The sequence below is a fragment of the Methanoculleus frigidifontis genome (assembly GCF_030464345.1).
GTDB classification, from domain to species: Archaea; Halobacteriota; Methanomicrobia; order Methanomicrobiales; family Methanoculleaceae; genus Methanoculleus_A; species Methanoculleus_A frigidifontis.
Window position 1 is genome coordinate 21066 of record NZ_VCYH01000011.1, and the last position, 13556, is coordinate 34621.

General features: G+C 62.0%; 13 protein-coding genes. 8 read left to right on the forward strand and 5 right to left on the reverse strand.

The window, feature by feature from the left end; translation table 11 throughout:
* The first annotated feature begins 40 nt into the window (after positions 1–40).
* The gene (locus FGU65_RS13835) at positions 41–571 is read left to right on the forward strand and encodes an OsmC family protein (RefSeq protein ID WP_301665087.1); all 531 of its coding nucleotides are present in this window, start codon (positions 41–43) and stop codon (positions 569–571) included.
* Between the two features lie 35 nt (positions 572–606).
* Here the strand turns inward: FGU65_RS13835 and FGU65_RS13840 are convergent, their stop codons facing one another.
* Together FGU65_RS13840 and FGU65_RS13845 are read right to left on the reverse strand one after the other, a co-directional pair.
* Positions 607–1971 carry an MBL fold metallo-hydrolase gene (locus FGU65_RS13840; RefSeq protein WP_301665088.1) on the reverse strand — a complete coding sequence of 455 codons (1365 nt, stop codon included), beginning with the start codon at positions 1969–1971 and terminating at the stop codon, positions 607–609.
* 72 nt (positions 1972–2043) lie between these two features.
* Entirely contained in the window at positions 2044–4167 is a 2124-nt protein-coding gene (locus FGU65_RS13845) for an acetate--CoA ligase family protein (RefSeq protein WP_367652390.1), read from the reverse strand.
* Between the two features lie 948 nt (positions 4168–5115).
* Here FGU65_RS13845 and FGU65_RS13850 point away from each other — a divergent pair.
* Genes FGU65_RS13850 through FGU65_RS13860 form a run of 3 tightly spaced genes read left to right on the forward strand, consistent with a single transcriptional unit; the run spans position 5116 to position 8186 of the window.
* Positions 5116–6249 carry an iron ABC transporter substrate-binding protein gene (locus FGU65_RS13850; protein ID WP_301665090.1) on the forward strand — a complete coding sequence of 378 codons (1134 nt, stop codon included), beginning with the start codon at positions 5116–5118 and terminating at the stop codon, positions 6247–6249.
* A gap of 48 nt (positions 6250–6297) precedes the next feature.
* Positions 6298–7422: a FecCD family ABC transporter permease gene (locus FGU65_RS13855; RefSeq protein ID WP_301665091.1), complete on the forward strand. Its 1125-nt coding sequence runs from the start codon at positions 6298–6300 to the stop codon at positions 7420–7422.
* Positions 7419–8186: an ABC transporter ATP-binding protein gene (locus FGU65_RS13860; protein ID WP_301665092.1), complete on the forward strand. Its 768-nt coding sequence runs from the start codon at positions 7419–7421 to the stop codon at positions 8184–8186. Before FGU65_RS13855 ends, FGU65_RS13860 begins: the two co-directional genes overlap by 4 nt.
* Here the strand turns inward: FGU65_RS13860 and FGU65_RS13865 are convergent, their stop codons facing one another.
* Positions 8187–8534 carry a DUF1622 domain-containing protein gene (locus tag FGU65_RS13865; protein ID WP_301665093.1) on the reverse strand — a complete coding sequence of 116 codons (348 nt, stop codon included), beginning with the start codon at positions 8532–8534 and terminating at the stop codon, positions 8187–8189.
* Between the two features lie 119 nt (positions 8535–8653).
* On the opposite strand from FGU65_RS13865, the gene FGU65_RS13870 reads away from it, so the two are divergent.
* The gene (locus FGU65_RS13870; protein ID WP_301665094.1) at positions 8654–9913 is read left to right on the forward strand and encodes a cation diffusion facilitator family transporter; all 1260 of its coding nucleotides are present in this window, start codon (positions 8654–8656) and stop codon (positions 9911–9913) included.
* An 8-nt stretch (positions 9914–9921) separates the two neighbouring features.
* Here the strand turns inward: FGU65_RS13870 and FGU65_RS13875 are convergent, their stop codons facing one another.
* Both FGU65_RS13875 and udg read right to left on the reverse strand, forming a co-directional pair.
* On the reverse strand, positions 9922–10350 hold the full coding sequence (locus tag FGU65_RS13875) for a bis(5'-nucleosyl)-tetraphosphatase (RefSeq protein ID WP_301665095.1): 429 nt from the start codon (positions 10348–10350) through the stop codon (positions 9922–9924).
* Between the two features lie 6 nt (positions 10351–10356).
* A complete protein-coding gene (udg, locus tag FGU65_RS13880; protein ID WP_301665096.1) occupies positions 10357–10959 on the reverse strand; it encodes a type-4 uracil-DNA glycosylase in 603 nt (200 codons plus the stop codon).
* 112 nt (positions 10960–11071) lie between these two features.
* On the opposite strand from udg, the gene FGU65_RS13885 reads away from it, so the two are divergent.
* The 3 genes from FGU65_RS13885 to FGU65_RS13895 all read left to right on the forward strand — a co-directional run bounded on the left by FGU65_RS13885 (position 11072) and on the right by FGU65_RS13895 (position 13556).
* Positions 11072–11641 carry a phosphoribosylanthranilate isomerase gene (locus tag FGU65_RS13885; protein WP_301665097.1) on the forward strand — a complete coding sequence of 190 codons (570 nt, stop codon included), beginning with the start codon at positions 11072–11074 and terminating at the stop codon, positions 11639–11641.
* Between the two features lie 192 nt (positions 11642–11833).
* Positions 11834–13375, forward strand: a complete 1542-nt coding sequence (gene lysS / locus FGU65_RS13890; RefSeq protein WP_301665146.1) for a lysine--tRNA ligase — start codon at positions 11834–11836, stop codon at positions 13373–13375.
* The gene (locus FGU65_RS13895) at positions 13356–13556 is read left to right on the forward strand and encodes a YwbE family protein (protein ID WP_301665098.1); all 201 of its coding nucleotides are present in this window, start codon (positions 13356–13358) and stop codon (positions 13554–13556) included. The genes lysS and FGU65_RS13895 overlap by 20 nt, the downstream gene beginning before the upstream one ends.

The window sequence follows — 13556 nt, forward strand, 5'->3', positions numbered from 1 at the left end:
GTGGGGCAAGGTTCATAAGCATCTATGCGGAGGACGGCGCATGATGGTGAACGGGATCGATATGGAGAAGGTAGCGGCTACGGTGAGCAGACTTGAGGCGGACCCGCGCAAAGGCCGCCTGACGCTGAAGGGTATCACGGATTGGAACGGCGGGGCGCATTCGACCGGCATCTTCCGTAATTTTGTCATTGCCGCCGACGAGTCCGGGGGTGTCGGCGGGACGAATCGGGGGCCAGGGCCGTCCGAGCTCGTTCTGGCGGCGCTCGGCGCCTGCATCACGGTCGCCATTGCTTACAGTGCTGCGGAAGAGGGGATCGATCTTCGGTCGGTGGAGCTGGACGTCGAGGGCGATATCGATCTTGCAGGGTTCTTCAGACGGGATCTCTCCACCGATGCCGGACCCGGCTTTTCGGCGGTCCGGGTGACCGCCCGGGTCGACGCCGACGCAGAGCCGGAGAGGATCGCGGCGATCGTCCAGCGGGGTCAGGAACGATCGGCGGTACTGGATACGCTTTCTCACCCGGTTCCGGTCATGGTCAGGCTCGAGCAGGAAGTACCTGCGGATCGGTGATACGTGCTCTGGTTTTCGGGTCCTGGAGATGACCGTCAGTCCCGGGTGAGCGAGTATCCCGCACCCTCCCAACCGTGCGTTCCGCCGAGCAGGTTCGTGACGTTCTCGTAGCCGTTCTTCTGGAGGATGCTGGCCGCAAGGCTTCCCTTGTACCCCACGTCGCAGTGGGCGACGATGTGTTTGTCCCGCGGCACCCGCCCGAGGTTCTGGTCGAGGTTCCCGACGTAGATGTGGTGCGACCCCGGGATGTATCCGTCCCTTTCGCGGTGGGTGATGTCCCGCACGTCCAGAATGAAGACTGACGGATCGGTGAGATGTTCTGCAAGATCGCGAGGCGACCAGATGCCGGCGGTCTCGAGCTCCCTGCCCTGCCGGAACCATGCCGCAAACCCGCCTGCCAGATATCCGGTGATGGTGTCGTAGCCGAGGCGGACGAAGTGGCGGATCACCGGGTCGAGGTCGAGGTTGAAGTCGTCGATGAGAACGATCGGATCGTCGTACTTCAGGAGATAGCCGATGAACGCAGGCAGCCCCTCCCGCCAGATGTTGATGCTGCCGGGAACGTGGCCGCCGGCGAAACTTGTCGGCGACCGGATATCGAGGATCTGTGCGTTCTGCATCTCCCGGATCGCTTTGGGCGACAGCGCCGCAAGGTGCGGGATGGTGTAGATGAGCGGCGGGCCGTGCAGGTTCAGGTCTTCCATCTTCCGGAAGTAGGGCGGCACATAGAGGTGCTCATGCTTTTTGTACTCGACGAAATCCGCCTTCGACCACTGCAGGAGCGGCGTGTGCTCTTTTTCGTAGCCGATGGTGGTATACTCCCGGTCGCTGATATCGCCGCCGCAGACCGATCCTGCCCCGTGTGCCGGGCAGACGATCACGTCGTCTCCGAGCGGGAGGATCTTGTCGTGGAGGCTGTCGTAGAGCATCCCGCTCATCTTCTCCCGCATCTCGTCTCCGGCAAGGTCGGTCCGCCCCACATCGCCGGCGAAGAGCGCATCCCCGGTGAAGACCATCAGGGGATCGTCCGAGACGGCGGTGTCCGAGAGGACGTAGGAGAGACTCTCCTTCGTGTGCCCCGGAGTCTCGAGCACCCGGAGCCTGAGCGTTCCGATGGAGAAGGTGTCCCCCTCCCCGGCGGCGTTTCCGTAGCCGAAATCGATCGCTGCGCCGTGGTAGATCTCCGCTCCCGTGGGGCGGGCAAGTTCCCGGGAGCCGACGACGTAGTCTTCGTTCCTGTGCGTCTCGAAGATCCGGGTGATCGTCATGTTCCGGCTTTCTGCAATCTTCGTATAGATCCGGCAGTCGCGTCTCGGGTCGATGACGGCAGCCTCACTCCCCGAGCCGATCATATACGAATTGTGGGCGAGAAGATCGGATTTTACCTTTTCAAACAGCATAGACTCAACCTCGCCGCCGCTCACTGCTACGGCGAATCAGGGGTGCTGAAGGATGATATATAAATTGATCCCTCAGCGTGCACTCTTCTCTATTGGTGCTCGCTCCTCCGCTGGCTCCCGCCACATGCACTTCTCTTCGGGAGGCGGGTATTGCCTGCCACCGTCGGGATGAGCTCCCCGGGCGGCGAATATGCTGCCGACGGCCTTGAACGCGTCCTCGAGCTCCGAGAAGTTCGGGATGCTGCAGCTCCGCAGGATCCGCAGGCCGCTCTTCATGCTGTCGCCGCCGAGAACGCATCCCACGACCATCTTGCTTGTGTGGCGTGAAAACCGGACGATCTCGTTGGCGAGGTGTGTCGGGTTCGTGAGCATCGTCGGAACCGCGATGACGAATGCGACGTCCCAGAAGTCCTGGTGCTGGATCATGATGTCGAAGACCGCCGCGAACCGGTCGACGCCGGTATCTCCGAGGAGATCCATCGGGTTTGCACGGCTCCAGCACTTCGGCAAAAAAGCGTCGAGCTTCGCCCGCACCTCCTCCGGCAGGTCGACCATGGTCAGCCCGTACTTCTCGGCGTAGTCCGAGGCGAGGACACCGAACCCGCCTGCGCTGGTGATCGCGATCGCCCGTTTCCCTGCGGGATACCCTTCCGAGGCGAGGAGCTCTGCAAGCTGGAACGCCTCGCGGAGATCGGTCGCCGGGATCACGCCCGCCTGCCGGAACGCCGCCATGTAGACGTCGTGGCTGCCAGCCAGCGATCCGGTATGCGACGAAGCAGCCTGTTTTCCCTTCTGCGACGATCCGGACTTGATGACGATGACCGGTTTCTTCTCCGCGACCTCCCTGACGTCCTTCATGAACGAACGCCCGTTTTTGATCTCTTCGATGTACAGGGTGATCGCCCGCGTCACGGGATGCTCCTCCACGAACCGGAGGAAGTGCTCGAACCCGAGGTCCGCCTGGTTGCCGACGCTGAAGACCGCCGAAAACCCGAGGTCTTCGGGCAGGCTCCAGTCGACGATGGTGGTGATGATGGCGCCGCTCTGGGATATGAAAGCGATGTGCCCGGGTTTCGGAGAGACCGGGTCGAACGTTGCGTTGATGCCCTGGTGAGGCAGCATGATCCCGAGGCAGTTCGGGCCGATGACCCGTGTCCCGTAGCGTTTGGCGGTCTTCACGACCTCCTCTTCAAGCCGCTTTCCCTCCTCGCCGGCCTCGCGGAACCCCGCAGTGACGATGACGGCGAGTTTCACACCTTTCTTGCCGCACTCCTCCATGGTGGCGGGCACGTAGCGGGCGGGGACGGCGATGACGGCGCAGTCCACGGGCTCGGGAACGTCGGTTATCGAGGGATAGGCATCGCGCCCGAAGAGTTCCGTCCGGTTTGGGTTGATGGGGTAGAGCCGTCCCGGAAACTCGAGGAGGTTTCTAAAGACGGCGTAGCCGACCTTTCTCGGGTTCGATGAAGCACCGATGACGGCGATGGACTGGGGGAAGAAGATCTCTTCGGGCGCTTCGACCCGGGGCGGGATCCGTTCGGGGCCAATCGCGCCGTCCATGATGATCCGGGCGTCGACGACATGGGCGCCTTTTTCGTAGAGAATGACCGGGTTTAAGTCGAACTCGCGCATCTCCGCTCGTTCCAGAAAAGTCTGGCTCATGCTGGTGAGGATGTCGACGAGCGCTTCCTCGTCTCTCGGCTCTTCACCGCGGTAGCCCTGAATGAGACGGTAGCCTTCGATCTCCCGGATCATCTCCCGCGCATCCTCGCGCGAGATCGGAAGCACACGGATCGAGACGTCGCGGAGGAGCTCGACGAGCTTGCCGCCGAGGCCGAAGGTGATGATCTTCCCGAAGGCCGGGTCGGTCTTCCCGCCGATCAGCACCTCAAGGCCAGGGGGCATCTGTTTCTCGACGACGATCCCGGTGATCTCTGCCTCAGGTACCCGGGAGGTGCTCTTCTCCATGATGTCCCGGAACGCCGCTTCCGCCCGTTTCGGTGTCTCGATGTGGGTTATCACGCCCCCGACATCGCTCTTATGAATGATCTGCGGGGAGATGACCTTCATAACGACCGGGGTGCCTATGGATTCGGCGGCCACTGCGGCATCTTTGGCGTTCGTCACCAGACGGTGCGGCGGTACCGGAATACCGCGTTCGTCCAGCAGGTCGTATCCTTCAGTTTCACTCAACATCTTTTCCGCCATAGTATCCCTCGCAAAGACACGGTTCTGCGGTAGTGCCGCATGGCCGATGGTGCTGACACGAGAGCATGAACGATTGTCACTAATAATAGTTTCCGCCACCGGAGTGCCCGGATTGTACCGCCGTTCCGTCGTTTTTTCGGACGGCGGAGGTGCGCCTGCAGAGCCGGGAGGAGTCGCAGAGAAGCCGGCCGGCGGGGATGGGTAGTACCCTACGAAACAACTGATACTCCCTTTGTTGAGATCGCATCCGGGTGTTCCCGATTGACTGCAACCCGGGGCACGGCGTTCCATTGGGTATCGCCATGACTGCCCCCGCCCCTGGGGGGCGGGGGAGGAGGCCGGAGGCCGGGCGAGGTGGGGGGTGAGGTGTGCGGATCTTTGCGTAAGACAGGGGAGGGGGAGACCCCTCCCCGTCAGCCCCACCCCCATGGCGATAGCCACCACGGTCCGCGGCATGGGGGCATGCGTGAGAAAAAAGGCCGAACTTTGGGTACAGGCCAGGCCGGCACCAATCCCGTCAGGGAAGAATGACAGCCGGAAGAGAGTTTCACCAAATCCCGATAATGGAAATCTTCTCCCCATGGTATTTTTATCATGAATGCCGGTTGGTGGATAGCGTAATCCGGTCGGATTCTCTGAGATCAAGTATCAGGTATATGCTGGAGCACTACCTGAAGACGATTCCGATCCGGATGCCGATAGTATATGCCGTTGTCATCCACTGCGGGATTTTCAAAATCCGGGAAAAGTATCCCGGTAATACGGGGCGACGGCTCCGGGGATTACTACAATTGCCGGATCCCGATCGATTTATTCACACTCAAGAATAATTCCTGCTACGAATTCGGCGTTATATCGATACAGTTAATAATTGGTATTACCTTCTACTTGTTTGGTATTACAACTATCCGCAGGAGCTTCCCGATGAAAAAGAGTATGATACTTCCCCTTATGGCGCTTATGCTGGCACTCGTCCTGGTTGCCGCCGGTTGCACGGGCACGAGCACCACGCCCGAAACGGGTGCGGCAGCGGAGACGATCACCGTCACCGACGGGTTTTCGCGAGAGATCCAGGTTCCGTCCCCTGTGGAGAGCGTCGTCTGCTCCGGGTCCGGCTGCCTGCGCTACCTCGTCTACCTGCAGGGGCAGGACCTCGCGGTCGGCGTCGACAGCATCGAGAAGGATGACCGGGCGGTCGATGCACGGGCATATGTCCACGCAAACCCGCAGTTCAAGGACCTGCCCCTGATCGGCGAGTTCCGGGGCAAGGACGACCCTGAGAAGATCATCGGCATCGGGCCGCAGGTCGTCTTCAAGACCGGGTCGACCGGCACGTCATACGCGACCAGCGCCGACGACGCCGAGAAACTCCAGGCCAAGACCGGTATCCCGGTGGTCGCATTCCCGTACGGCTCTCTCAGGAACGACGCCGAGAAGGCTGAGATGTACGAAGGCCTCCGGGTGATGGGCCAGGTCACCGGGAAGGAGGACCGGGCTGAAGAGGTGATCGCTTACATCGAGGCGACGATGGCCGATCTCGAGAGCCGGACCGCGGACATCCCCGAGTCCGAGCGGAAGACCGTCTATGTCGGCGGCGTGAGTTCGGCAGGTGCGCACGGCATCGTCTCCACCGAACCGGCCTACCCGCCGTTCCTCTGGATCCATGCAGAGAACGTCGCGGCAGGCATGGGCGCGGCGCACGCAGATATCGCCAAAGAAGCCCTCGTCGACTGGGACCCCGACTACATCTTCGTCGATATCGGCACCGCGCAGCTCGGTGACGGCAGCGCGATCGGAGAGCTGAAGACCGACCCCGCACTGCAGGGTCTCTCCGCGGTGAAGGAGGGCAATATCTACGGTGTCCTGCCCTACAACTACTACAACGTCAACTACGGCTCGGTGCTTGCAGACGCCTACTTCGTCGGCAAGGTCCTCTACCCTGACCGCTTCGCCGACATCGATCCCGCGGAGAAGGCCGACGAGATCTACACCTTCTTCGTCGGAAAGCCGGTCTTCGGCGAGATCAATGACGATTACGGCGGTCTGGCATTTGCACGGATTCCCCTGTGAGAAGATGAACGATGATTCCGAGAGCAGCATACCGGAGGGCTAAGGGGCATGCACTTCGCTGACGGGACGGTGCCGGAGGACTACCTTACCTACATCCGCCACAAGCATCTGTGGATACTGGGCGGCCTCTGTGCCCTCTTTGTCCTCTTCATCCTCTCGATATCGGTCGGTGCTGTCGGTATTCCCGCCTACGATGTGTTTCTCACCCTCGTAAACGGTCTCATCGATCGGATCGACGGGGTGCTGCACCTCGGGATCCCCCACGTCAGCGACACTGTGTCGCATAAGTGGGATGCGATCGTCTGGAATATCAGGCTCCCCCAGGCGCTCGCGGCGGTCGTCGCCGGTGTCGGGCTCTCCGTCGCCGGTGTCGCGATGCAGTCGATCCTGCGAAACCCGCTCGGGTCGCCCTTCACCCTCGGCATATCGAACGCCGGCGCGTTCGGCGCAGCGGTCTCGGTGATCCTCCTCGGCACCGGCACCATGCAGTCGACGATCGCCGGCGCCGTCACGATCAACAACCCCTACGTGACGACGCTCCTGGCATTCTTCTTCTGCCTTCTGGCGACCGCGGTAATCCTGCTTATCTCAAAAGTGCGGGGGGCGTCACCTGAAGTGATGGTGCTTGCCGGCGTGGCGCTCTCTTCGCTCTTCACGGCAGGGACGATGTTTCTCCAGTACTTCGCGGACGATTCGCAGCTCGCCGCAGTCGTCTTCTGGACGTTCGGCGACGTCGGCCGGGCGACGTGGGAGACGGTCGGGCTCATGGCGGTGATCGTTGCCGCTGCGACGCTCTTCTTTGCGGTGAACCGCTGGAACTACAACGCCATCGATGCCGGGGACGAGACCGCCAAGGGTCTCGGCGTCAACGTCGAGAGCGTCCGGAACATCGGTATGGTTGTCGCGGCGCTGGTCTCCGCGGTGATCGTCTCGTTCCTCGGGGTCATCGGCTTCGTCGGACTTGTCTGCCCGCATATGGTCCGCCGTATCATCGGAGACGACCAGCGCTTCCTGATTCCCGGTTCCTGCGTCATGGGCGCCGTCCTGCTGCTTGCCGCAGACACCGTCGCACGGCTGATCGTGGCGCCGTACGTGCTCCCCGTAGCGGTTCTGACCGCGTTTATGGGCGCACCGGTCTTCATCTACCTGCTTCTGCGGGGGTATCGCTCGTGATCCTCGAGGTCGACGATGTGGCATTCACCTACCGGAGCGCCCCCGTCATCCGGGAGGTCACCTTCGCGCTCCGCCCCCACGAAACCCTGGCCATCCTCGGGCCGAACGGCGTCGGCAAGACGACGCTTCTGAAGTGCATGAACGCCATCTTAAAGCCGCGCTGCGGCAGCATTCTCGTGGAAGGTACGGATATGCTGCGTGCGGACCGGATGGAGATAGCCCGGAAGGTGGGGTATGTGTCGCAGAAGTGCGAGGCCGGCAGGCTCACTGCCTTCGATGCCATCCTGCTCGGGCGGCGGCCGCATATCGGGTGGAATGTCTCTGAGAAGGATTTGAAGATCGTCGAGGCGGCGATCCGGCGGCTGCGCCTCGAAGACCTCTCGCTGCGCTACATCGACGAGATGAGCGGCGGCGAACTCCAGAAGGTGAACATTGCACGAGCGCTGGTGCAGGAGCCGCGTCTGCTCCTGCTGGACGAGCCCACGAGCAGCCTCGACCTGCGCAACCAGCTCGATATTCTCGGGATTGTCCGGCAGGTCGTGGCCGACCACGACGTCTCTGCGGTCATGACGATGCACGACCTCAATCTCGCGCTCCGGTACGCGGACCGGTTCATCTTCCTCAGGGACGGCATCATCCACGCCGCCGGCGGCATTGAGGTGGTGACCCCTGAGACCATCGAGGCGGTCTACGGGGTGCCGGTGACAGTCGAGCGCTACAACGGTTTCTCCCTCGTCATTCCGCTGGCCGGGCACGAGGCCTGATCAGATCTTTTTATCCTCCGGCATCTCCTGCACTTCTTTCCCGAGGAAGTAACTCACAACGGTTCTGATGGCGACGATGGCGCCGAGGACGGCGAGATCCTGGAACGTCGGTTCGAGGATGGTTTTGAGCACGTCGGCGGCAACGAAGAACTCAAGCCCGATCAGGATCCGGGTGGTAAAACCCCACCGGATGTCGTGATAGCTCAGTTTCTGCAGGCCGGACTCGCGTTTCAGGAGCTGGACAATGGCGATGGCCGCCCCGTAGACGATGAAGAGGGCTCCGAAGATGCCGAGCACCGACTCGACGATCCCGATGGCCTGTTCGAGCACCATTGTTCCGGCGGCCATAGGGAGAGCAGATGGATAAGGTTTGTGCACGAGCGCGGCAGGAGTGTCACAGTGCGAAGGCCTAAATGGTATCGGGAGAAAAATCCCGATTACTGTGCCGGGACGCGAATGGTGATTGTATGAACCGCGAAATGGAAGAGAACGGGCTCCTCAGTTCACCCGTCCGCCGGGTGGCCGTCTACTCGCTGGCGCTCAACATCTCGCTGGTTTCCATCAAGTATCTGCTCTCGGTGGCCACGGGAAGCCTGGCGCTGCGGGCCGACGCGGTTCATTCGCTCGTCGACGTCTTCGCGTCGATCGCCCTGATCCTCGGCCTTGTCATATCGACGCGAAAGAGCCCAAAGTTCCCGTACGGCCTCTATAAGATCGAGAACGTCGTCTCGGTGGTCATCGCGCTGCTCCTCTTCCTGACCGCCTACGAGATCGTGCAGCAGGCGCTCTTTGAGGATACGGCTGCGGTATCCTACGACCTGCCGGTCCTCGTCGTGGTGGCGCTCCTGATCCCGGTCCCGTTCCTCTTCGGCCGCTACGAGATGCACGTCGGCCGCCGCTACAACTCCCCGGGCCTCGTCGCCGACGGCAACCAGTTCACCGCTGACGTTCTCTCGTCGGCGATCGTCTTTCTCGGCCTTGTGGGGAGCGCCTTCGGTCTTCCGCTCGACCGGATTGCCGCCGTCATCGTCGCCGTCTTCATCCTGCGGGCCGGGTGGGGAATCCTCGTCGACGGAATGCGAGTGCTCCTCGACGCATCGGTCGATCAGAAGACGCTTGAGGAGATCCGGGGGTTCATCCTCGCCGAACCGGCCGTCGCCGACGTGCGGCGCATCACCGGCCGCAACTCGGGCAGATACGTCTTTGTCGAGGCGGATGTCGCCTTCAGGATCGACGATCTCGAGCAGGCGCACCGGATCAGCGAGCGGATCAAGGAGACGATCCGGGATACCATACCCCGTGTCGACCGGGTCGTCCTGCACCTCGAACCGGCATCGGTGACGCATACGCGGTATGCCGTGGCCCTCGGCGATGAAGAGGGGACGATCAGCCCGCACTTCGGCGAAGCCCCGCTGTTCGCCATCATCGACTTCGACCGCTCTGCCGGGAAGGTGGACGAGATGCGGCTCATCACCAACCCCTACACGGAGGTTGAGAAGGGAAAGGGTATGCAGACGGCGCGGCGGCTCCTTACGGAGAAACCCGACGTCGTCGTCACCCGGGAGCGTATGGCCGGGAAGGGGCCGGCGTATCTCTTCGCGGAGGCCGGGGTCGAGGTTCTGCGGACAGAGATCCCGCTACTCAAGGAGTTCCTGCAGGCCGTCCGGTCGGGAGAGGGAACGGAACCGGATGAAATTTCCGCCGCGGCGAACCACGGGCAGGAGTAGTCTCGCGGTTACCTTTCGGACGGGATCTCCTGTTGCAGGCGTTCCTGCGCCTTTCGTACAACCTCCTGCGAATTTCTAAAGGTGATTGCCCGGATCGCCTGCCGGTACGGCAGCCACCGGTAGTCGATATGTTCGTCGGAGAGCACGACATCGTGCTGCCGTGTCTCTATCAGGTAGTAGATAACCTCCTTGTAGACCGTGTGCCCGCGGCGCCTGAAGAAGTAGTGCACCCCTTCGCGAAACTCCGGAACGAACCGTGCGTCGGTGATACCGGTCTCCTCTTCAAGTTCCCGCAGTACCGTCTCGACCTCTTTCTCGCTGCGCCTGCCGTGGCCCTTGACGAGGTCCCAGTGGCCGGCCTCGTACTGCAGGAGCAGATACTCGGTCTCCCGGTTTCTCCGGAAGACGACGGCACCACAGGACTTCTCTCTCGGCACCTCCGGTCACCCCCCGGCCACGGCAAGCTCCGCCCGGATCGCTGCAAAGTCCTCTTCGAGCCCTGTCCGGTATGCGGGGTTGTACAGGGCGGCTGCCGGGTGGAGCGTGGGGATGATGCGGACCGGATGATCGGCGATGGTTGCCTCGTAGACGTTTCCCCTGATATCGGTGATCCGGTCGAACGCGACCGGGATCCGGGAGAGCAGGTGCCGCGTCGAGTGCCTCCCGAGCGTGACGATGATCTCAGGCCGGACGATCCGGATCTGGTGGTCGAGGTAGGGTGTGCAGGCCGCGATCTCGTCCTCCCGCGGATCCCGGTTGCCGGGCGGGCGGTGTTTGACGATGTTTGCGATGAAGACGTCAGAACGCGCAAGCCCGATCCCGGCGAGGAGCGTTTCGAGGAGAGCCCCTGCACGCCCGACGAATGGTCTGCCGGTGAGGTCTTCCTGTCTGCCGGGGGCCTCGCCGATGAACATCAGCCCGGCGGTGACGCTCCCCTCTCCCGGAACGGCGTGATGCGCCTCCTTCCAGAGCGGGCACTTCCTGCATTCCCGGATCACCGCAGAGAGTGCTTCCATCTGCTCTCCTCTTCCGGGTGCCTCGTCCATAGAGTTCCTCAGTTTCATTCATTCGGGGAACTATGTTAAGTGTTGTGTTTCTTGTGCCGGCGTTCCCGGGATCGATCGCCTCATCACGGATGCGCGTGCATAGGTGGTGAGTATGTTTGTCAAGATCTGTGGCATGACGACTCCCGGGGATGCGACATTCGCCGTCAATTCAGGGGCGGACGCCGTCGGGATGGTCGTCTGCTCCGAATCGCTCCGGGAGATCCCGCTCGAACGGGCGGCGGAGATCATTGCAGCCGTCGGGTCGCGGGCGGCGACGGTCTGCGTCACGCATACGTCGTCGCGTGACGAACTTACGGCAATACTCGCCCTGCAGCCCACCGCGGTCCAGATATCCCACGACTTTTCGTTTCCGGATGAGCGGGCTGTCCGCGTCATCCGGGTGCTGGAGCCAGGCGACCCGCCACGGGCCGACTGCGATGCGGTGATCGTGGATGCGAGCCGGGGCACCGGGCGGCGATACGACGGCGAATACGCCCGGCGGATCGTCCGTGATTCGCCGGTGCCGGTGTATCTCGCCGGAGGGCTGACACCGGAGAACGTCGGGGAGGCGATCCGTGAGGTGCGGCCGTACGCCGTCGACGTCTGCTCGGGGCTCGAGGCAGCGCCCGGGATAAAGGATCGCCGGAAAGTCGTCTCGTTTCTGCGGGCGTGCCGGATTTGAAATGGCCGTTTGAACTGGTTTTCCCGTTTTTGGCGAGAATTGCGCCGTAAATGGGTCTGAAGGTATAAATAGCAATGAGCGTGAATATATATGGTATCGATCGCTCATCCCGAGCGATCCGCATCGTGCCCCTGGAGGCAGGGAGCCCTGCAGAAAGCCCGCTGCAGGACGGAACGGGAGCTGTTGACAATTATGGACGAGAATGAGAATCTCTGTTTTGAGAGATCAAAGATCGATAAAATAAACGATCTGCGGGAACGCGGCATGACGGTCTATCCGTACTCCTTTGCGAGGAACGATGCGATCACTGCGATCAAAGACCGGTTCAGCGACGCAGGTCACGAAAAGAGCGACGAGCAGGTCTCCACCGCCGGGAGGCTCTACCTTATACGCCGCCACGGCAAGACCATCTTTGCGGACATGGGCGATGCGGACGGGAGGATCCAGCTCTATATCCGGAAGAACGATCTCGGAGACGAGAAGTTCGATCTCTTCAAAGATTACATCGACAACGGCGACATCATCGGGGTGACCGGCCACGTCTTCCGGACGAAGATGGGCGAGCTCACCATCTGGGTGGACGACTTTTCCCTCCTGACGAAATCGGTCTGCGCTCTGCCCGAGAAGTTCCACGGGCTGAAGAACGTCGAGACGCGCTACCGGCAGCGCTACCTCGACCTCATCATGAACGAGGAGAGCCGCGAGACGTTTCGAACACGCAGCAGGATCATCTCCCACCTGCGCACGTTCCTCCTCGACCGCGAGTTTCTGGAGTTCGAGACGCCGACGCTCCAGCCGATCTACGGCGGGGCGAACGCACGGCCGTTCACGACCTACCATAACTTCCTCGAGCAGAAGCTGTATCTCCGGATCGCTCCCGAGCTCTACCTCAAGCGGCTCGTCGTCGGCGGGTTCGACAAGGTCTTCGAGATCGCCAAGAACTTCCGGAACGAGGACATCGACACCAACCACAACCCCGAGTTCACGATGGTCGAGATCTACGAGGCATACCGGGACTACTACGATATGATGGATCTCACCGAGGAGATCATCGCCTCGCTCGCCCGCGAGGTCCAGGGCTCGTCCACGATCGAGTATGAGGGGACGCCTCTCCACTTCGAGCGGCCGTGGCGGCGGATGAGCATGGACGAGGCGGTGCGTGAGTATGCAGGGATATCCGTCTTCGACCGGACGGTCGAAGAACTTGCAGCATTCGCCCGGGAGCACGGCGTCGAGGAGTACGAGTCGGCCGCGACCCGGGGCGAGTTCCTCGTCCTCTTCTTCGAGCACTTTGCCGAGAAGCAGCTCATCCAGCCGACGTTCGTCTACGACTTCCCGATCGAAAATTCGCCGCTCGCAAAGAAGCACCGCGAGCACGAGGGGCTCACCGAGCGGTTCGAGCTCTTCATCTACGGGATGGAGATGGCCAACGGCTTTTCGGAGCTGAACGACCCGGTCGACCAGAAGGCACGGCTTGAACTCCAGGACGCAAAGCGGCGGCGGGGAGATCTCGAGGCGCAGATGATCGACTACGACTTCATCAACGCGCTCGGTTATGGGATGCCGCCGACCGGGGGCGTCGGTATCGGCATCGACCGCCTAGTGATGCTCCTGACCGACAAGAGCTCTATCAAGGAGGTGCTGCTCTTCCCGCAGATGAAGGTGCAGCAGCAGGAGAGCGGCGCGGAAGAGTCGGAAGAATCCGTCGAGAGCGATGAAGGGAACGCAGCGTAGTTCGATCCGGCCGGGCATGACGGTCGAGATCGTCCAGAAGGCGGATCAGCGGACTGGCAGGCGCACCCGCGGCGTCGTAAAGGAGATCCTCACGAACTCGGCGCAGCACCCCCACGGGATCAAGGTGCGCCTGCAGGACGGCCGGGTCGGGCGCGTGCAGGCGATCGTCGACGGTGAATAA

What these genes read in the sequence shown, in the direction of transcription:
- FGU65_RS13835 (WP_301665087.1), top strand. Translation starts at nt 41, where the DNA reads ATGATGGTGAACGGGATCGATATGGAGAAGGTAGCGGCTACGGTGAGC.
- FGU65_RS13840 (WP_301665088.1), bottom strand. Translation starts at nt 1,971, where the DNA reads ATGCTGTTTGAAAAGGTAAAATCCGATCTTCTCGCCCACAATTCGTAT.
- FGU65_RS13845 (WP_367652390.1), bottom strand. Translation starts at nt 4,167, where the DNA reads ATGTTGAGTGAAACTGAAGGATACGACCTGCTGGACGAACGCGGTATT.
- FGU65_RS13850 (WP_301665090.1), top strand. Translation starts at nt 5,116, where the DNA reads ATGATACTTCCCCTTATGGCGCTTATGCTGGCACTCGTCCTGGTTGCC.
- FGU65_RS13855 (WP_301665091.1), top strand. Translation starts at nt 6,298, where the DNA reads ATGCACTTCGCTGACGGGACGGTGCCGGAGGACTACCTTACCTACATC.
- FGU65_RS13865 (WP_301665093.1), bottom strand. Translation starts at nt 8,534, where the DNA reads ATGGCCGCCGGAACAATGGTGCTCGAACAGGCCATCGGGATCGTCGAG.
- FGU65_RS13870 (WP_301665094.1), top strand. Translation starts at nt 8,654, where the DNA reads ATGAACCGCGAAATGGAAGAGAACGGGCTCCTCAGTTCACCCGTCCGC.
- udg (WP_301665096.1), bottom strand. Translation starts at nt 10,959, where the DNA reads ATGGACGAGGCACCCGGAAGAGGAGAGCAGATGGAAGCACTCTCTGCG.
- FGU65_RS13885 (WP_301665097.1), top strand. Translation starts at nt 11,072, where the DNA reads ATGTTTGTCAAGATCTGTGGCATGACGACTCCCGGGGATGCGACATTC.
- lysS (WP_301665146.1), top strand. Translation starts at nt 11,834, where the DNA reads ATGGACGAGAATGAGAATCTCTGTTTTGAGAGATCAAAGATCGATAAA.
- FGU65_RS13895 (WP_301665098.1), top strand. Translation starts at nt 13,356, where the DNA reads ATGAAGGGAACGCAGCGTAGTTCGATCCGGCCGGGCATGACGGTCGAG.